The organism is Streptomyces sp. NRRL WC-3742, assembly GCF_000720635.1.
GTDB lineage: Bacteria > Actinomycetota > Actinomycetes > Streptomycetales > Streptomycetaceae > Kitasatospora.
Window position 1 is genome coordinate 53,227 of the sequence record NZ_JOCF01000041.1, and the last position, 17,213, is coordinate 70,439.

The following is a 17,213-nucleotide window of genomic DNA, read 5'->3' on the forward strand; positions in this document are numbered from 1 at the left end:
TGCCGAATCCACCTCGAAGGCGACTTCCGCCGCCCCACCCCCTCACCCCCGCAGATCCACCAACAACGGCGGCACCTGCTCCCCCGACACCGCCGTCAACGACACCACCGCATGCCCCGCCGGCAACGCGTGCGCCAGATCCGACGGCGACCACCGCAACCGCTCCACATCCCGCGTCGTCACCGACTCCGTCTGCGCCGTCGTCCCCGACAACGCCTTCCGCCCCAACCGCCCGGCCCGGCGCATCACGCCACCGGAGGTGTCGGGGGTGTGGGTCACCGCCGTCTCCTGCACCAGGTGCGTGCCCCAAGCCTCCGAGAACAGCCGGCCGTCCCAGGGCGCGATCCCCGGGAACGCCATCCGGCAGCCGACCGCCCCGAACAGCGGCGCCCGCAGCGCCTCCGGCAGGTCCACCAGGGTGCGCAGCAGCAGCACCGCGCCCGCGTTCGCGCCGCGCAGCCGCTGCAGACCCCGCACGGCGAGCGCGTCCAGCGCCGCCGAGGCGTCGTCCACCACCAGCCCGGCGAACAGCGAACGGTCCTCGCGGGCCCCGGCCGCCTGCACGAACTGACCCACCACCAGGCGGGACAGCATCCGGGCGGCCTCCGGGTGGCTGCGCTCCGGCAGCTTCACCCGCACCCTCAGCGGATGGTCCAGCACCCGCATCGCGAACGGGGGCCGGCCCGCGCCGTCCGTGGCGAAGGCCCCCTCGAAGGCGGGCCGGTCCAACAGGGCCAGCCGGTCCGCGAGCAGTGCCCCCGGATCGTCCGCGCGGCCGCGCTGGCGCTCCTGGTGGTCCAGGTCCCGCTCGTACACGGCCAGCCGGCCGACCGTCCCGAGCGCCTTCACCAGGGCCGCCAGCGCGTCCTGGTCCCCGGCCAGCAGCGCACGCAGCTCGCGCACCCCCGGGTAGCGGCCGTACGCGGCGTGGAACGGGCCCACCACCTGCTGCAGCGCGGTGCGGGAGTTCTCGGCGCGGGCCGTCAGCTCGTCCGGCAGCAGCGCCTCGGCCAGCCGGGCGGCGCCCTCGTCCGGGTCCTGCGCCGCGCCGTACAGGTCCAGCCCGTACACCGAGGCGGGATCACCCGGGGCGATCACCACGTCGTACCAGCCGTCCGGGCCCAGATCGGCGTCCGCCGCCCCGACCACGACCGCGCAGGCGGTACCGGACAGCGCCTGCAGGCACAGCGCCTCGGCCACCGGCCGGGCCAACCGGGCCGTCTTCCCGGTGCCCGCGGGGCCCACCGCCAGCAGGGAGGTGCCCAGCACCGACTGGTCCAGCGCGAAGCCGGCCGCCCGGTGGCTCACCGGGTTCTTGGGCACGTCCTGGGCGGTGCCGATCCGCACCTGGGCCGTCAGCAGGTCGTGGTGCTCGGCGCGGCCGGGCAGCTCGCGCACCTCCGACGGGTGCGCGAAGGCCGCCGCACCCCGCGCGGCCACCTGCTCGACGAAAGCGGGCACGAACACCCGGTCGGCCTGCGCCGACTCCCAGGCCCGCTGGATCCGCACGTAGTCGACGTCCCCCACCGGCTCCACGTCCAGCCGCGCCGCCGCGTCCGCCGCCCCGCCCCGGCGCAGCCCGTCCCACGGGTCCAGACGCCCGGCCTCCACCCCCGGCCCCTCCTGCTGCTCGGCGGGCTGCTCCTGCGTCACCGTCCGCGACAGCAGCGGCGCCACGTAACGGCGCCACACCTCGGGCCAGCGGCCCATGCGGCCGAAGACCTTGATGACGATGCCGACGACCACGATGTTGACGACGAGGAGCGTGAACATGGCCTCGGCCTCCGACGGCGAGGCCAGTGGCCCGATGCCCGCCTGTCCGCCGAACCAGACCAGGATGTACGTCAGGACCTGAGTCCCGTACAAGTAGGCGAACCACCCCACCAGAGCGTTCAGCCCCGCCCGGAGCAGCAGCGGCCACGCCGCGACCTGGGCGGCCTCCGCCTTGTCCGGGTCGATCCGGCGGTAGCCGAGCCGGAAGACGCCCGGTTCGACGGTGGGGCGGGGGGCGCAGGCCCAGGTGGGGAGGTCGAAGGTGGGGGTCCCGGGGCGTTGGTGGGGTAGGGCGGGTGGGGGGCTGGTGGTGGTGTGTCGGTGGTGGTGTGCCCCGTCCTGTGCCATGTACGGCCCCGCTCCCTCGCACGCCCGGCCCGACCGTCGTCGGTGCCGCCATACCCATGTCGCCGCGGCGGCGACACGCCCGCGCTCAGGGTAGTGGAGCGGGGTCTCGGGGTAGTCGCACCGGCAGGGATGGCCGTGCCGGACAAGTCGGACGGCGCAGTGCTACCGAGTGGCGCATGCCCGGGTGTCGGGGGCGGCCGTAGCCTGCGAAGCACCGAGCCGAGAAGTCTGGAGAACACCATGAGCGCCGCAACGCCGCTCCCGCAGGAGCGCCGTCTGGTCACCGCGATCCCCGGTCCGAAGTCGCAGGAGCTGCAGGCCCGCAAGCTGGGTGCGGTGGCGGCCGGCGTGGGCACGACCCTGCCGGTGTACGTGTCCCGTGCCGGCGGCGGTGTGCTGGAGGACGTGGACGGCAACTCACTGATCGACTTCGGTTCCGGCATCGCCGTGACCAATGTCGGCAACAGTGCCGAGGCCGTGGTGGCCAGGGCGTCCGAGCAGCTGGCCGCCTTCACGCACACCTGTTTCATGGTGACCCCGTACGAGGGTTACGTGGCCGTCGCCGAGCAGCTGAACGAGCTGACCCCGGGCGACCACGAGAAGCGCACCGCGCTGTTCAACTCGGGCGCCGAGGCGGTCGAGAACGCGGTGAAGATCGCCCGCGCCTACACCAAGCGCACCGCCGTCGTGGTGTTCGACCACGGCTACCACGGCCGCACCAACCTGACCATGGGCCTGACGGCGAAGAACATGCCGTACAAGCAGGGCTTCGGCCCGTTCGCCCCGGAGATCTACCGGGTGCCGGTGGCCTACCCCTACCGCTGGCTGACGGGCGCCGAGAACTGCGCCGCCGAGGCCGCCGCGCAGGCGATCGAGGTCGTCACCAAGCAGATCGGCGCCGAGAACGTCGCGGCGATCATCATCGAGCCGATCCAGGGCGAGGGCGGCTTCATCGAGCCGGCCAAGGGCTTCATGCCGGCGATCGTGGAGTTCGCGAAGGCGAACGGCATCGTGTTCGTCGCCGACGAGATCCAGACCGGTTTCTGCCGCACCGGCCAGTGGTTCGCCTGTGAGGACGAGGGCATCGTCCCGGACCTGATCACCACCGCGAAGGGCATCGCCGGCGGTCTGCCGCTGGCCGCGGTGACCGGTCGCGCCGAGATCATGGACGCCGCGCACGCCGGCGGCCTGGGCGGCACCTACGGCGGCAACCCGGTGGCCTGTGCCGCCGCGCTGGGCGCCATCGAGACCATGAAGGAGCAGGACCTCAACGGCAAGGCGCAGCGGATCGGCGAGATCATGCTGGGCCGCCTGCGGGCGATGCAGGAGAAGTACGACGTCATCGGTGAGGTCCGCGGCCGCGGCGCGATGATCGCGATCGAGCTGGTGAAGCCGGGCGGCAAGGAGGCGAACGCGGAGGTCACCTCGGCGATCGCCAAGGCGTGCCACGCCGAGGGCCTGGTGGTGCTGACCGCCGGCACCTACGGCAACGTGCTGCGCTTCCTGCCGCCGCTGGTGATCCCGGAGCACCTGCTCAACGAGGGTCTGGACATCCTGGAGGGCGCGTTCGCCGCCGTCTGAGCGGTGGCGTCCGTCAGGTCGTGATCCCCTTCCGGAGGGTTGTCCGGACAGCGCTGAACGGCCCGTGGGGACTCCGGTCCCCGCGGGCCGTTCGGTCGTCCGGGGCCGGGTGAAGATGATGTGGGGAATCGCTGAAGGCGCTCGGCGCGGAAGGACGGTTGACGTAGTGTCATCAGAGATGGACAGCGAGCCCATGCCATCGACGGACCGATCGACCGACCGTCCGACCCACACCCCCCGGGGCGCGCGGAACGGCGATCATCAGAGCCGCCCCGGAGCCATCCCCCCGGCTCCGGGGCGGCTGTCCGTTGTCCTGGGGCGGGCGGCGCGGTCGGTGGTGGTGCCGCTGGTGGCGGCCGTGGTGCTGCTGGCGGTGTCCTGGCAGGTGGCGGTGGACGGGCCTCTGCTGGGGGTGGACCGCACTGTCCGCCGGGCAGTGCTGGGCGCCCGTCCGAACTCCCTGCTCGATCCCCTCGGCCACGCCCTCTCGGATCTGGGCAGCAGTCTTCCCGCGATCCCGGTGCTGCTGGCGGCCGGTGTGCTGGCCGCCCGGTGGTGGCGACGGGCGGGGGCGGTGCGCTGGTGGCTGCCGTTGCCGGTGGCGGCGCTGACGGCGGGGCTGATCCCGCTGCTGGTGGTCCCGGCGAAGACGGCGTTCGCCCGGCCGGGCCCGCTCGGCGATCCCCTGCTGCCGGACCAGTTCGGCTGGTACCCGTCCGGGCACACGGCGACGGCCTCGCTGTCGTACGGCGTGGCGGCGCTGCTGCTGGCCCGGGCGGCGCGACCCGGGCCGGGCAGGTGGCTGACGGCGGGCGCCGCGCTGCTGGCGGTGGGCGTGGGCGCGGGGCTGGTGTGGAGCGACTTCCACTGGCTGCTGGACGTGGTGGCGAGCTGGTGCCTGGCGGCCCTGGTGCTGTGGGCGCTCGACCGGTGGCTGGCCCGGCCGGGCGCCGGGGGGCGTCAGGCTTCGGGGTCCTCGTTGTTGCGGTGAACGAGGCCGGGCTCGCCGTTGTCGCGATGCCAGGCGACGACGAGTTCGTCGCGGGCGCCGAAGCGGACGAGGTGGCGGCCGACGACGTCCTCGAGGCCGGGCAGGTTCTCGCGCTCGCCCTCGACGGTGAGCAGCAGGGCGCCAGCCTGGGCCTCCAGGGTGGCGGTGCCGGCGCCGAAGACGAGGGTGCCGCGGCCGGTCTCCTCGGAGAAGACGGCTTCGATCTTGCGGCCCATGTGGGCGGCGAGCTGCTTGGCGTAGCGGGCGGGGCGGTCGGTGGCGACGCGCGCCTCGGAGCGGGGCATGAGCCCTCCAGGTTCGGGGAGGGAACTTAGGGTCCCCTCACTAGGGCCCCACGCTAGCGCAGATACTGAGCCTGGCTCAACATCTTTCCGGCCGGCCCGGTGTCCCGCCCGACCGGCGGCCTCCGTGCCCCCGGACCGGCGCCGATACGCTTGGGCGAACGCCTGCCGAGGAGACCGCCCATGACCACCACGCCGACCGACGGCCACGCCGGTGACCAGGCGGCCGAGAAGGCAGCCGGCCAGCGCGCCGACCAGGCAGCCGACCAGGCCGACGCCGCCGAGCTGGCGGACGCGATGACCCGGGCGATCAAGCGCATCCGCCGCCGCACCGGCGCACGGCTGGAGCCGTACGGCATCACCCCCGGCCAGGGGCGGGCCCTGCGCACCCTGGCGCACGCCCCCGGCTGCGAGCTGCCGGACGCGATGCGGCTGAGCGACCTCGCCGACAAGCTGCACATCGCCCCGCGCTCGGCCACCACGGTGGTGGACGCCCTGGAGGAGGCGGGCCTGGTCGAGCGCAGCCCCGACCCGGCCGACCGGCGCGCCGTGCGCATCCTGCTCACCAAGGCCGGGCGGGCGGCGGTGGAGCGGATCGGGCAGGTCAGGGACGAGGTCGCGCAGGAGTACTTCGGCGAGGTCAGCCCCGGCGACCAGGCCGTGGTGCTGAGGGCGCTGCGCGCGGCCGAGGCCCGCTTCCTGGCGGAGGGCCCCCCGCGCTGACGCCTCTCAGGTGGCCAGGCCGATGACCAGCCACATGAAGCCGACCCCCGCGAGGGTGCACAGCAGGGTGCTGCGGGAGGGGTGCGGGCTGTGGGCCTCGGGGAGGATGTCGGAGGTCGCCAGGTAGAGCAGGAACCCGGAGAAGAAGCCCAGGTAGAGGCCGAGCAGGTGCTCCGGGATGGTGAAGGCCAGGGTGATGGCGGCGCCGGAGACCGGGGCGAGGGCGTCGGCGGCGAGCAGGGTGATCGCGCGGCGGCGGTTGTTCCCGTAGAGCCGGGTGATCGTGTACGTGTTGAAGCCGTCCGCGAAGTCGTGGGCGACCACCGCGATGGCGACGACGGTGCCGACCGTGGTGCCGGCCTGGAAGGCGGCGCCGATCGCGAAGCCGTCCATCAGGCTGTGGCCGACCAGGGCGAGGGCGGCGGTCAGGCCGACGCCCTGGTGCCGCTCGTGGTGGCCGTGCCCGTGGTGGTGGCCGTGGGTGTGGGCGGCGTACTCGCTCTCGTGGCCGCGGTGGATGGCCACGGCGCGCTCGACCACGTGGATGGTGAGGAAGCCGGCCGCGAACAGCAGCAGCGCCTGCGGCACCCCGTGCACCTCCCCGGGGGCCTGGCGCAGGGCTTCGGGCAGCAGGTCGAAGGCGACGACGCCGAGCATCAGGCCGGCGGCGAATCCGAGGACGAGGTGACGGCGGTCGCCGGTGCGCTGGGCGACGAGGCCGCCGATCAGCGTCATCAGGAACGCCGCGGCGGCGACGGCTACGGCGGTCATCGGGCCGCCTCCGTCGCCGGCCCGGCACCTCTGCGTGATATGCCCATCCCTCTCCCCCCGGGGTCCGCCCGTGGCCGGGCCGACCGCCGACCGTACCGGACGACCGTTCGAGCGAGATCGTCAGGGTGCCGTCCTCCGGACGGACCCGAGGCCCAGCCTCCGGCCGGGTGGGGGTGCGGCGCCCGCCGGGCGGGCCGTCAGGGTGAGCGGCGTCGGGGTGAGCGGGGAGGGGTCACTGCCCGGCGGTGAGGGGCAGGCCGAGGTGGGTGCGGGCGAGTTCGCGCAGGCCGTCGCCGTCGATGAGGTGGAGGTGCCGGTGGCTCTCCTCGGCGGTGAGGTCCAGGGCGTCCTCGGCGAACCGCCCGGTGGTGAGCCGCAGGCCGCGTTCGGCGGACTCCTCCTGGACGGCCTCGCCCAGGGTGGCGATCTGCTCGGCCGTGACGGGCTCGGCGCCCCGGGAGGCCCAGACCACCCAGCGCCCGGGCAGCGCGCTGGCGGGCGCGCCCTCGGCGGTGGCGACCAGACCGGCCGGGCCGCGCAGGCGCACGCTCCACTCGGCGAGCCCGCCCCTGGTCAGCAGGTCGCGGACCAGCTGGGCGAACTCGTTGGCGGACAGGTCCGCGGCGGCGGGCACGGTCGCCCCCGCGAGGGCGGCGGGCTGCACGGCGATGCGGGCGTACGGGTCCGGGGTGACGGCGGCGCCGAGCTGGCGCAGCCGCACGAGGGCCTCGTCCTGCTCCGCGTCGGCGTAGACGCCCTCGTCGTCGCGCTCCTCGTACGGCGCGGCGGGCGGCAGCAGCCGGGTGCGGGCCAGGGCGTCGCGGTCGGCGTCCACGCTGACCAGGCAGAGCGGACCGTCCGCTCCGGGCTCGCGCAGCCAGCCGTTGAGGACGACGCCGGCGAGTATCTCGTCGGTGTCGACGGCGTCGGCGGCCTGGAGGGCGCGCAGGGCGAGGCGGGCGACCAGCCGCAGGTAGTCGGTGGCGCGGTCCGCCGGCGGCCTCGGCACCGGGACGATCTCTCCCCCGGGGTCGAGCCGGTAGCCGGAGAGCGAGGGCACGAGGTCCAGCGGGGGCAGGTCGAGGTCCAGGACGGCGGTGCGGGTCAGCGGGCGGAAGACGGCCCGGCAGGGCGCGGGGAGGTCCTGGGTGGCGGTCTCGGCGGAGGCCAGCGCGCGCTCCATCAGCGATTCCACGGCGGCCGGTTCGGCCTGGCGGTAGGCCCGGCGGCACTCCTCCAGGCTCTCGTTGTACTCGTGGACGGCGCGGGCGCGGGCCTCCTCGGCGGCCTGGTGGGCGCGCCGCGCGTCGTCGACGGCCGGGCTCCCGGCCTCGGCCCGCCGGGTGCGCCACTCGCGCAGGGTGCGCTGGTGGGTGAGCCGGGCTTGGGCGAGCTCCCGCTGGTAGCCGGAGTCGAGGAGGCGGCGGGTAGGAGTGGCGTCCGGGTCGGCGGGCGGCTCGGCGGGGGCGAAGTCCTCCCAGCGGGGCTCGGCCTCGGCCTCGGCGACGGGCCCGTCCGCCGGGTAGGGGCGGGGCTCGTAGTGGCGCAGCTGGCTCTCGAAGTCCATGGCCGAGACGGGCAGGGCGGCGCGGCGCAGCAGGTCGGCCAGCCGGTCGTGCTCGGCCTGGACGGTGACGGTGCGGTGGTGGGTCAGCGCGGCGGCGCGGGCGTGGGCGGCGACGGCCTCGTCCTGGCCCTCGCCGGGGGTCGCGGGATTCGGGGCGGCGGGGGCCGACGCGGAGGCCGACACGGAGGCCGGGTCGGGGCCGGTGTCCGGGCCCGGGTCGGCGCCGAGGTCGCGGAACACCGAGGCGAGGAAGCCGGGTTGGGGGAATTCGACGGTGGCGGTGCCGTCGGGCTGGCCGTCTGCTGAGTACTGCATCGGTCGTCGTTCCCCCATGCTCGTCCGGCACCTGCCCGGGGCCACCGATGGCCGTGCGGCCCCGCCCCTGCCGGACATTGTCCACCGAACGCGGTCCGGTGGTCAGCCAAGCCTCCCGGTTCGTCGCGGTCGTCATGGGTTTCGGCCGGTTGCCGGGCGGCAACCGGCCGACCGGTCTCAGTTGGTCCGGGTGTTGGTCAGGTGCAGGCCGATGTAGCCGACGTAGATCCGGCCGCTGCCGGAGCAGTCGTCGAGGTAGTGCAGCCGGGGTGCGGTGCGGCCGCCGCCGATCCGCAGGTGGGCGCCCATGAACGCGCGCCGGGAGACGTCCACGGTCTCCGGCACCGGCAGCATCCGTTCCTTCTTCCACTTGGTGTGGCTGAACACCGTGCGGGACTCCCCGCGCACCGCCTTGCGCGGCGGGAAGTGGTGGCAGCCGTCCGGCGTGTGCTCGCACCACTGTTTGAAGTCCCCGCGGGCGGCGCCGCGGACGGCCGCCTCGGCGTACTCCTGGAGGGCGGTGAGACCGTCCCAGGTGAGGCGGGCCCAGCCGGTGCCGGCGCAGCGGAGTTCGTCGAGGGCGAGTGCGGCCTTCTGGTCGCCGGTGAAGCTGAGAAGGGGGAACTCGCCGAGTCTGGCCATGAGTTCGGTGAAGCTCTCGGGCTTGCCGCCGTGGTCGGCGAGCTGCTGCCTCGTCCGCTTCGCCGGTACGGGCGGCTGCGCGGCCGGTCGGCCGACGGTGCCGGGGGCGGTGCAGTGACGGCCGGTCAGCGCGCGGGCGGCGGAGCGCAGGCGGCCCTCGTGGGCCTCGCGCGCCTCGCGGCGGTCCTGGCGGTCGAACCGTTCCTGGCGCAGGGTGTGGCGGACGCGTTCCAACTCGTCGGCCCTGGCCTGCTGTTCGGCGCGGTCCTGCTGCTCCTCACGGGCCAGCGCGGCCTCCCGGTCCTCGGGCGGGTTCGGCGGCGCGGCGGTGACGCGCAGCACGGGGACGGCGGCGAGGGTCGGCGGCAGCGGCAGGTCCGCGGCGAGCCGGCGCGGCTCCCTGGCGATGACCGCGGCGGCGCGGCGGACGTCCTCCTCTATTCGGCCCCGGACGAGCACCGGGTGCCGGGCGCCGTCCTGCCGGGAGGCCGGGTCGACCTCGGGCAGGTAGGTGCGCACGGCCCCGCCGTAGACGCTGTGGTACTCCAGCGCGACGTTGAACCCGACCCTGGCCTCGGCGTCGAGCACGTAGGCGGTGGCCAGGCCGGGCAGGTTCCGGCACAGGGGGCGGACCACCCGCTCGACCCACAGGTCCAGCGGCTGGTTCACCGGGACGCTGGCGACCACGGTGGGCAGCCGGCGCTCCGGGTCGCAGAGTTCGTCGATCAGGTCGTCGACCTCGCCGGCCGTGATCACCCGCGGCCCGGGGTGGACGGCGGCCGGGCCGTCGGTGGCGTCCAGCAGCGGCAGGAGCGTGCGGGCCAGGTCGGGCACCGGCACCCGGCACGGGGTGCGGACGCCGCTGCCGGTGCTGTGGGTCTCGGCCTCCAGCCGGACCCAGGTGGGGCCGCCGGCGGCGGTGGCCACGGTGAGGGTGAGCTGGTGGGTGCCGTGCGGGGCCGGGGTGCGCAGTCGGCGGCGGTCGTAGCGCCCGGAGGCCGCGCCGCCGCGCAGCGGGCCCTGGTCGCGGTCGAGCAGGACGCGGTCGCCGAGCCTGAGGCGTTCAGCGGTGGGTTGTCGCCCGGCGGGGGGTTGTCCGGGGGTGGGTACGGGAGCCTGTCCGGGAGTCTGTCCGAGGGCTTGTCCGGGCGCGCCGCGGGGGGTCGGCGGGGGCTCTTCGCGGCCCTCCTCCTTGAGCCAGGAGGCGAGTCGCTCGTCGGCGAGGGCGACGGCCTCGGCGTGCGGGAGGGCGGTGGTGACGGTCATCCGGTACGGCGTCGCGGGCCCGCGGGGGCCGGGGTGGTCGGCGCCGGTGTACGTCGGGAAGCGGTCTGAGGTCATGCGCGTACCTCCGTGGTGCGGCGTGGGGTCCTGTGTCCTCCATCGATGGGTCATTCGTCCGGTTCTGCCGGAACCTTGCTCAGGAAACGCCACGACCCGGAGCCGAAGTTCCGACTCCGGGGTACGTCCCTACGTTCGGGTGAATCTGTTCAAGCCGCTCTCCGCGTGGCGCGGCCTCTCGGCTACGCGGAGCGACCGGATGCGGCGCCGGCTTCAGGCCGTGGGGCCGCTGCGGCTCCAGGCCGGCTCGGGGACCGGTACGGCCAGCGGGTGGCCCTCCGGGGCGGCGTAGCTCGCGATCAGCACCACCGGTTCCGTCCCGAGGTTGCGGCCCTGGTGGATGTGGACCGGTCCGGCCTCCTCGACCAGCGACTCCCCGGCCCGGCTGACCACCGTCCGGCCGTCGTGCAGGGTGCGGGTCAGCGTGCCGGAGAGCACCACCACGTCGACCCGGCCCGGGTGGTAGTGCCAGCCGGTGCCGGCGCCCGGGGGCAGGGTGATGGTCTGGACGTGGGGCATGGCGGACCCGGCCCTCCTGCTCCCTGGTCGGCTGATCGACTCGTCGGCTCATCGAGTCATCGACTGATCGACGGCCGGATCAGGCTAGGCAGGTGCCTCGGGGCGTCGTAACGGGCCGGGGGCGACTGGCCGAATCTCTGTCCGAAAATCGGTGCGGGCCGGTCACCCGCGTCCTCGGACCGGCACCTCGACGTACGTCCGCCCGGCCGGGACCGCAACCGCGGTACCGCCGGTCGCCTCGGCCAGCCAGGTGTGGAAGGTGGCCACCTCCGGCTCCGGCACGCCCACCTCGATCCGCACTCCGGACGCCTCGTACTCCAGGCCGCTCACCGCGTACCCGGCGGCCCGCAGGTCGTTCTCGACCCGCCCGGCCCGCACGTGGTCGGCCGTCACCGCGAGCAGCGCGACCGGCCGCCGCTCCAGCAGGCCGATCTCGTCCACCGCCTCCGACACCGCGCTCCCGTACGCCCGCACCAGGCCGCCCGCGCCGAGCTTGATGCCGCCGAAGTACCTGGTCACCACGGCCGCGGTGTCCGTCAGCCCGCGCCGGCGCAGCACCTCCAGCATCGGCACGCCCGCCGTGCCGCCGGGCTCGCCGTCGTCGCTGGAGCGCTCGCGGCGCTGCTCGTCGCCGATCACGAAGGCGGTGCAGTTGTGCCGGGCGTCCCAGTACTGCTTGCGGATGCCGGCGATGAACGCCTGTGCCTCCTCCTCGTCGGCGACGCGGGCGAGGTGGCAGATGAACCGGGACTTCTTGATCTCGATCTCGTGGGTGCCGGCCCGCCGGATGGTGAGGTACGGCCTGGCGGTGGGTTCCGGCGTGGCGGACATGCGCGGTGGTTCTCCCGAAGGACGGCGGAGGCTGGCACCGCCAGCCTAGTTGGCCAGGGCCCGGGGGTTCGGCGGCCGGAATCGGCGGCCGGGCTCAGCGGCCGGCGAGGGCGTCCAGGCGGGCGCGGTCGAGGCCCGTGAGCGCGGTGACCTCGGCGAGGTCGACGGCGCCGCAGTCCAGGCCGCGCAGCAGGTAGCCGCTGAGCGCGCGGGCGGTGGCCGGTTCGTCCATGACGTCCCCGCCGGCCTTGGCGACGTACGCGGCCAGCCGGGCGGCGGCGGTCTCCAGGCCCTCGCGGTAGAAGGAGTAGACGGCGACGTACCGGGTCGGCAGGTGCGCCGGGTGCATGTCCCAGCCCTGGTAGTAGGCGCGGGCCAGCGAGCGGCGGACCAGGTCGTGGTGGAGCTTCCAGGCGGCGTGCACCCGCTCGGCCGGGCCGGTGGGGATCACGTTGGTCGAGCCGTCCGAGAGCCGGACGCCGGTACCGGCCGCGGCCACCTGCATGACGGCCTTGGCGTGGTCCGCGACCGGGTGGTCCATGCTCTGGTGGGCCGCGCCGACCCCGCAGGCGGCGCTGTAGTCGAAGGTGCCGTAGTGCAGCCCGGTGGCGCGGCCCTCGGACGCCTCGATCATCCGGGCGACGGTGGCCCTGCCGTCCGCGCCGAGGATCGCCTGGGTGGTCTCGATCTGTATCTCGAAGCCGATCCGGCCCGCGGGCAGCCCGGCGCGGCGCTCGAAGTCCTCCAGCAGCCGGACCAGCGCGGTGACCTGCTCGGCGTACGTGACCTTGGGCAGGGTGAGCACCAGCCCGTCCGGCAGGCCGCCGTTCGCGAGCAGGGTGGTGAGGAACAGTTCCAGCGTCCGGATGCCCCGGGCGCGGACGGGCGCCTCCAGGCACTTGACGCGGATGCCGACGTACGGCGGCGCGGTGCCCTCGGCCACGGCGGCTGCGACCAGTTCGGCGGCGCGGACGGCGGCGGCGTCCTCCTCCGCGTCCGGGCGGGGGCCGTAGCCGTCCTCGAAGTCGATCCTCAGGTCCTCGACCGGCTCGCGCTCCAGCTTGGCGCGGACCCGGGCGTGCACGTCGGCGAGCAGGGCGTCCTCGGCCGTGCCGAGGGCACGGGCCAGTTCGGCCGGGGTGGCGGCGTGGGTGTCGAACACCTCCAGAGCCCGGCGGCCCCAGTCCCGTACGGTGTCGGCACCGAAGGCGTCGGCGGGGACGTAGACGGTGTGCACCGGCTGCCGGGTGCCCGGGTCGCCCGGGTAGCGGCGCGCCAGGTCGGCGTCGACCGGGGCGAGCAGCGCCTCCACGGCCGCGCGGGCCTCCGCGGAGAAGGAGGCCCCGTGCGTCGGACCGTGACCGTCGACCTCGACCTGCGACATCGCGTTCCCTCCATGCCGGACCAGTGCTTCAACAAATTGTTGAGGCGAAGGTAGTCCGGGTGGGGACGGGCGTCAATGGCCGCGCGGGAGGTGCGAGTTCGGTCAGTCCCTCCCGGCGGCGGCGTAGCGCGCGTTCAGGGTCGGGACGAGCTCCTCGACCTCCTTGGGGTGGACGGAACCGTCCGGCCCCTTCCCGGTGGCGCCGAACTCCCTGGTCAGCCACTCGGCGAGACGCGGGGCGTCGGGCTGCTGGCCCTCGTGGTTGTCCACGTACGAGAGCAGGGCCTCGAAGGCCAGGTCGGGGTCGAGGCTCGAGGACGACCGGCGTGACGCCGGGCGCTCCTGCGCCTGGGGCTGCGGCTGGAGCTGCGGCTGCGGCTGCAGTTGGGGCTGCAGTTGGGGCTCGGGCTCCACGAACTGCTCGGCGGCGTCGGCGGGCTCGGGCTCCTCGACGGCCGGGGAGGCACTGAACCAGGGCGAGCCCTGCCTGGGCGCCCGGGGCGCCGGGGCGGGAGCCGGGACCGGCTCCTCGACAGCGCGGGGCTGGCGCGCGGTCCACACGTCCGACACGTCGTGGCGCGCCTGCGGGGCACCCTCCGCCACCGGCAGGCCCTCCCGCTCGGCCGCCACGCGGTGACGGGCGGCGGCCAGCTTCGCCAGCATCGACCCGGCCACCTCGACGGGCACCGCCGGGGCGGCACCCACGGGCTGGGGCTGCGGCTGGGGTGCCGGGGCAGGGGTCTGGGCCTGGGCCTGGGTTTGGGCCTGCGCCTGGGCCTGCTCGGCCGCCGGGGCCGGGACGGACTCGGGCTGCGGCTCCTGCTGGGCCTCCGCCGCTGCCGGGGCGACGGCCACGGCAGCGTGGGCCTCCTCGGTCTCCGGCTCCCCCGCCGTCAGTTCGGCCTGGGGCTGCGGGACCTGGGCCGTCTGGACTCGCGCCTGGACCCTGGTCTCCACGACCTCCGCGGCCGCCCCCTCGATCCCGCGCTCGCGACCCTCGTCGTCCAGCCGGTCGAGCAGCGCCGGGTCCAGCGGGACGCCGTACTTGGCGAGTTTCAGCGGCAGCAGCGCCTGGATCGGCGCCGAGCGCCGCCAGCCCCGGCCGTACCGGAAGCGCAGCTGCGCCCGGTAGACCAGGCGGTTCTGCTCCAGCCGCACGACCTCGTCGTAGGAGCGCAGCTCCCACAGCTTCATCCGCCGCCAGAGCCGGAAGGTCGGCACCGGGGAGAGTATCCAGCGCATCACCCGGACCGACTCCATGTGCCGGTCCGCGGTGATCGCCGCGATCCGGCCCACCGCGTGCCGGGAGGCTTCGACCACGACGACGAACAGCACCGGGATGACGGCGTGCATCCCCATCCCTAGCGGATCGCCCCAGGAGGCGGCCGCGTTGAAGGCGATGGTGGCGACGGTCAGCAGCCAGGCGGTCTGGCGGAGCATCGGGAAGGGGATCCGCAGCCAGGTCAGCACCAGGTCGAGCGCGAGGAGGACGACGATGCCGGCGTCGACCCCGATCGGGAAGGCGTAGGAGAAGGAACCGAATCCTTTCTGCTCCGCCAGCTCGCGCACCGCGTTGTACGAACCCGCGAAGCCGATGCCCGAGATGATGAAGGCGCCGGCCGCGACCAGGCCGAGCAGGGCCCGATGGGCCTTGGTGAGCGTTGGGCGTGCCATTACGTCTATCAACCCCTGGATGTCGGCTGCGGCCCGTACGCTGCTCGGCGGCCGGTACCCGCTTCGTCGGGCCACCGGCGGCGCTGAGCGTCCCTCCGGGCTCGGCCCACCGGAGTTTACTCGTACGCCTGTACCAGCGTTTCCGCAGCCTGGAACGTCACCGTGACCGTCGTCAGACGGTTCGACCGGCCGTGCCGTTGAGGTAGGCCAGAACAGCCAGGACGCGCCGGTTGGCGTCCTCGTCCGGGGCGAGTTCGAGCTTGCTGAAGATGTTGGCGATGTGCTTGGCCACCGCGCCGTCGCTGATCGACAGCCGGGCCGCGATCGCCGAGTTGGAACAGCCCTCGGCCATCAGCTCCAGCACCTCGCGCTCCCGCGGGGAGAGCCGCAGCAGCGGGCCCGGGCGGCGCGCGGTGGTCTCCATCAGCTTCGCGATCACGTCCGGGTCCATCGCCGTACCGCCGGAGGCCACCCGGCGGACGGCGTCGATGAACTGCCCGGCGTTGAACACCCGGTCCTTCAGCAGGTAGCCGATGCCACCCGTGCCGTCCGCCAGCAACTCCCGGGCGTAGAGCTGCTGGACGTGCTGGGACAGCACCAGCACGGGCAGGCCCCGGATCTCCCGCCGCGCCTTGAGGGCCGCCTGGAGCCCCTCGTCCGTGAGCGTCGGCGGGAGCCGCACGTCGACCACTGCCACGTCCGGGCGGTGCGTCAGCAGTGCGTCCAGCAGCTCCGGGCCGGTCTCCACGGCCGCGGCGATCGTGAAGCCGTGCGCCTCCAGCAGCCGGCTCAGACCTTCGCGGAGGAGGTAGAGGTCCTCGGCGAGGACAACGCGCACGGCAACTCCAAGGTGATGGTGGTGGGACCGCCCGACGTACTGTCGATGGTGAGAACACCGTCGAAGGTACCCAATCGCCGCTCTATCCCGCGCAGCCCGCTCCCCTTCGACGGATCGGCCACGCCCACGCCGTCGTCCGTCACCGTGACCCGCAGGGACCCGGCCCGGTAGAGGATGTCCACCCACACCTGCTCCGCCTCCGAGTGCTTGGCCGCGTTGGCCAGCAGCTCGCAGATGCTGAAGTAGGCCGCCGCCTCGACCGGAGCCGGCAGGCGGTCCGGAAGGTCCACGAACACCTCGGTCGGCAGCGCGCAGTCCAGCGCCAAGGACCGGACGGCGTCCCCGAGCCCGCGCTCGGCCAGCACCGGCGGGTGAATGCCACGGACGAGGTCCCGCAGCTCCTGCAGGGCGCGCTCGGAGGACTGCCGGGCCTCGGCGAGGAGGGTGCGCGCGGCGCCCTGGTCCGTCTCCATCAGGTGCTCGATCGTGCCCAGGGTCATGCCGATCGCCACCAGCCGGGCCTGCGCCCCGTCGTGCAGGTCGCGCTCGATCCGCCGCAGCTCGGCCGCCTGGTCGCCCACCGCGTCCGCCCGGGTCTCGGTCAGCTGGGCCACCCGCCTGGTCAGCTGGGCGTGCGTCGCCCGGCCGTCCTGGTCCAGCACCCGACGCGCGACCGTGACGTACGCCCGCACCGCGTACGGCGCCAGCAGCACGCCGGCCCCGATCAGGGCCAGTCCGACCACCAGGTTCATCACCATCGACCCCGGGTCGGGGCTCGGCCGGCCGCGGCCGATGAGCTCCGACCAGATCGGCAGGTAGTACGTCCCCGTCAGCAGCAGGAACGCCACCGGGCCCGCCAGGGCGAACAGGGCCGCCGGATTGACGAACAGCCAGAGGATCTCGCCCCTGGTCGCCTTGTCCCGGAACGCCCAGTGCAGCAGCTGCACGACCTTCGCGACCGTCTGGGAGCGGTGGTAGGAGTACCCCGTCCACCAGTGCCCCCGCGCGTCCAGCTCCAGCTCCGCGCGCGGCCCGTACGCCACCGGCATCCGGATGCCGTACCAGCGCTCCACCTGCCGCCGCGTGCCCGAGGCCGTCCGGCGCACGAAGCGACCGGCCACGACGGCGGTCCCCAGCAGCCCGGCGACCAGGGCGAGGAGCACCACCGAGTCGGTGCTCCGGAAAACCCTGACCACGGCGGCCCCGGCCAGCCAGCCGGCGGCCAACGGCACCAGGAAGCCCGGCGCGGCCGTCAGACACAGCACGGCCAGCCGCACCAACGCCTGACCGCCCGCCGTGAGGGCAGCCTCGGTCTGGGTGCGCATCGACGCACCACTCGGTCGAGTCTCTGTCGTCACGGAAGCTCCTGATGCCGGTACGGGATCGTCGACCCTCAGTGTTCACGAACGACCCGCCGCGCACACTGGCCGTGCCACCCCAATTCCGGGGTGGACCTAACACCACCTGCCGGTGGACCGAGCAGCACCGGAGCCGGCTTCCGGAAAGATCCGGACATGCGAAAAGCCCCTGATCCGAATCGGATCAGGGGCTTTTCAGAAGAATTGTTCGGCGGCGTCCTACTCTCCCACAGGGTCCCCCCTGCAGTACCATCG

Annotated in this window: 14 protein-coding genes; 3 read left to right on the forward strand and 11 right to left on the reverse strand. The window is 74.4% G+C overall.

What is annotated here, in order from left to right; all coding sequences use genetic code 11:
* Positions 1–42: 42 nt before the first annotated feature.
* Positions 43–2,121: a hypothetical protein gene (locus IH61_RS0122730; protein ID WP_051837706.1), complete on the reverse strand. Its 2,079-nt coding sequence runs from the start codon at positions 2,119–2,121 to the stop codon at positions 43–45.
* A gap of 240 nt (positions 2,122–2,361) precedes the next feature.
* On the opposite strand from IH61_RS0122730, the gene gabT reads away from it, so the two are divergent.
* Both gabT and IH61_RS49635 read left to right on the forward strand, forming a co-directional pair.
* Complete coding sequence (gene gabT, locus IH61_RS0122735) at positions 2,362–3,702, forward strand: 4-aminobutyrate--2-oxoglutarate transaminase (RefSeq protein WP_031072693.1); 1,341 nt, start codon at positions 2,362–2,364, stop codon at positions 3,700–3,702.
* A 334-nt stretch (positions 3,703–4,036) separates the two neighbouring features.
* Complete coding sequence (locus IH61_RS49635) at positions 4,037–4,693, forward strand: phosphatase PAP2 family protein (protein ID WP_158845186.1); 657 nt, start codon at positions 4,037–4,039, stop codon at positions 4,691–4,693.
* Here IH61_RS49635 and IH61_RS0122745 read toward each other — a convergent pair.
* Positions 4,663–4,998 (reverse strand): DUF2218 domain-containing protein, encoded by a 336-nt coding sequence (locus IH61_RS0122745; protein ID WP_031072697.1) that lies wholly within the window; start codon positions 4,996–4,998, stop codon positions 4,663–4,665. The two genes, IH61_RS49635 and IH61_RS0122745, sit on opposite strands and share 31 nt — an antisense overlap.
* 180 nt (positions 4,999–5,178) lie before the next feature.
* Between IH61_RS0122745 and IH61_RS0122750 the strand changes: the two genes are divergently transcribed.
* Positions 5,179–5,718, forward strand: a complete 540-nt coding sequence (locus IH61_RS0122750) for a MarR family winged helix-turn-helix transcriptional regulator (RefSeq protein WP_078911314.1) — start codon at positions 5,179–5,181, stop codon at positions 5,716–5,718.
* Between the two features lie 6 nt (positions 5,719–5,724).
* On the opposite strand, the gene IH61_RS0122755 is transcribed toward IH61_RS0122750, so the two are convergent.
* The 9 genes from IH61_RS0122755 to IH61_RS49640 all read right to left on the reverse strand — a co-directional run bounded on the left by IH61_RS0122755 (position 5,725) and on the right by IH61_RS49640 (position 16,925).
* Positions 5,725–6,489, reverse strand: coding sequence for a ZIP family metal transporter (locus IH61_RS0122755; RefSeq protein WP_031072700.1), 765 nt, complete (start codon positions 6,487–6,489; stop codon positions 5,725–5,727).
* A gap of 232 nt (positions 6,490–6,721) precedes the next feature.
* Entirely contained in the window at positions 6,722–8,371 is a 1,650-nt protein-coding gene (locus IH61_RS0122760; protein ID WP_031072702.1) for a restriction endonuclease, read from the reverse strand.
* A gap of 177 nt (positions 8,372–8,548) precedes the next feature.
* On the reverse strand, positions 8,549–10,354 hold the full coding sequence (locus IH61_RS0122765; protein WP_031072703.1) for a hypothetical protein: 1,806 nt from the start codon (positions 10,352–10,354) through the stop codon (positions 8,549–8,551).
* Between the two features lie 213 nt (positions 10,355–10,567).
* Positions 10,568–10,873 carry a cupin domain-containing protein gene (locus tag IH61_RS0122770; protein ID WP_051837710.1) on the reverse strand — a complete coding sequence of 102 codons (306 nt, stop codon included), beginning with the start codon at positions 10,871–10,873 and terminating at the stop codon, positions 10,568–10,570.
* A gap of 162 nt (positions 10,874–11,035) precedes the next feature.
* Complete coding sequence (locus IH61_RS0122775) at positions 11,036–11,704, reverse strand: YigZ family protein (protein WP_051837712.1); 669 nt, start codon at positions 11,702–11,704, stop codon at positions 11,036–11,038.
* A 94-nt stretch (positions 11,705–11,798) separates the two neighbouring features.
* Positions 11,799–13,088, reverse strand: a complete 1,290-nt coding sequence (locus IH61_RS0122780; protein WP_031072709.1) for a DUF6986 family protein — start codon at positions 13,086–13,088, stop codon at positions 11,799–11,801.
* Positions 13,089–13,190: 102 nt separating this feature from the next.
* The gene (locus tag IH61_RS44765) at positions 13,191–14,762 is read right to left on the reverse strand and encodes a DUF2637 domain-containing protein (protein ID WP_078911315.1); all 1,572 of its coding nucleotides are present in this window, start codon (positions 14,760–14,762) and stop codon (positions 13,191–13,193) included.
* 172 nt (positions 14,763–14,934) lie between these two features.
* Positions 14,935–15,600, reverse strand: a complete 666-nt coding sequence (locus tag IH61_RS0122790; RefSeq protein ID WP_031072713.1) for a response regulator transcription factor — start codon at positions 15,598–15,600, stop codon at positions 14,935–14,937.
* On the reverse strand, positions 15,552–16,925 hold the full coding sequence (locus IH61_RS49640; RefSeq protein WP_051837713.1) for a sensor histidine kinase: 1,374 nt from the start codon (positions 16,923–16,925) through the stop codon (positions 15,552–15,554). The genes IH61_RS0122790 and IH61_RS49640 overlap by 49 nt, the downstream gene beginning before the upstream one ends.
* Between the last annotated feature and the right edge of the window lie 288 nt (positions 16,926–17,213).

Bases quoted from the DNA above. Each gene is read 5' to 3' on its own strand.
- IH61_RS0122730 (WP_051837706.1), bottom strand. From the start codon at position 2,121: ATGGCACAGGACGGGGCACACCACCACCGACACACCACCACCAGCCCC.
- gabT (WP_031072693.1), top strand. From the start codon at position 2,362: ATGAGCGCCGCAACGCCGCTCCCGCAGGAGCGCCGTCTGGTCACCGCG.
- IH61_RS0122745 (WP_031072697.1), bottom strand. From the start codon at position 4,998: ATGCCCCGCTCCGAGGCGCGCGTCGCCACCGACCGCCCCGCCCGCTAC.
- IH61_RS0122750 (WP_078911314.1), top strand. From the start codon at position 5,179: ATGACCACCACGCCGACCGACGGCCACGCCGGTGACCAGGCGGCCGAG.
- IH61_RS0122755 (WP_031072700.1), bottom strand. From the start codon at position 6,489: ATGACCGCCGTAGCCGTCGCCGCCGCGGCGTTCCTGATGACGCTGATC.
- IH61_RS0122760 (WP_031072702.1), bottom strand. From the start codon at position 8,371: ATGCAGTACTCAGCAGACGGCCAGCCCGACGGCACCGCCACCGTCGAA.
- IH61_RS0122765 (WP_031072703.1), bottom strand. From the start codon at position 10,354: ATGACCTCAGACCGCTTCCCGACGTACACCGGCGCCGACCACCCCGGC.
- IH61_RS0122770 (WP_051837710.1), bottom strand. From the start codon at position 10,873: ATGCCCCACGTCCAGACCATCACCCTGCCCCCGGGCGCCGGCACCGGC.
- IH61_RS0122775 (WP_051837712.1), bottom strand. From the start codon at position 11,704: ATGTCCGCCACGCCGGAACCCACCGCCAGGCCGTACCTCACCATCCGG.
- IH61_RS0122780 (WP_031072709.1), bottom strand. From the start codon at position 13,088: ATGTCGCAGGTCGAGGTCGACGGTCACGGTCCGACGCACGGGGCCTCC.
- IH61_RS44765 (WP_078911315.1), bottom strand. From the start codon at position 14,762: ATGGCACGCCCAACGCTCACCAAGGCCCATCGGGCCCTGCTCGGCCTG.
- IH61_RS49640 (WP_051837713.1), bottom strand. From the start codon at position 16,925: ATGCGCACCCAGACCGAGGCTGCCCTCACGGCGGGCGGTCAGGCGTTG.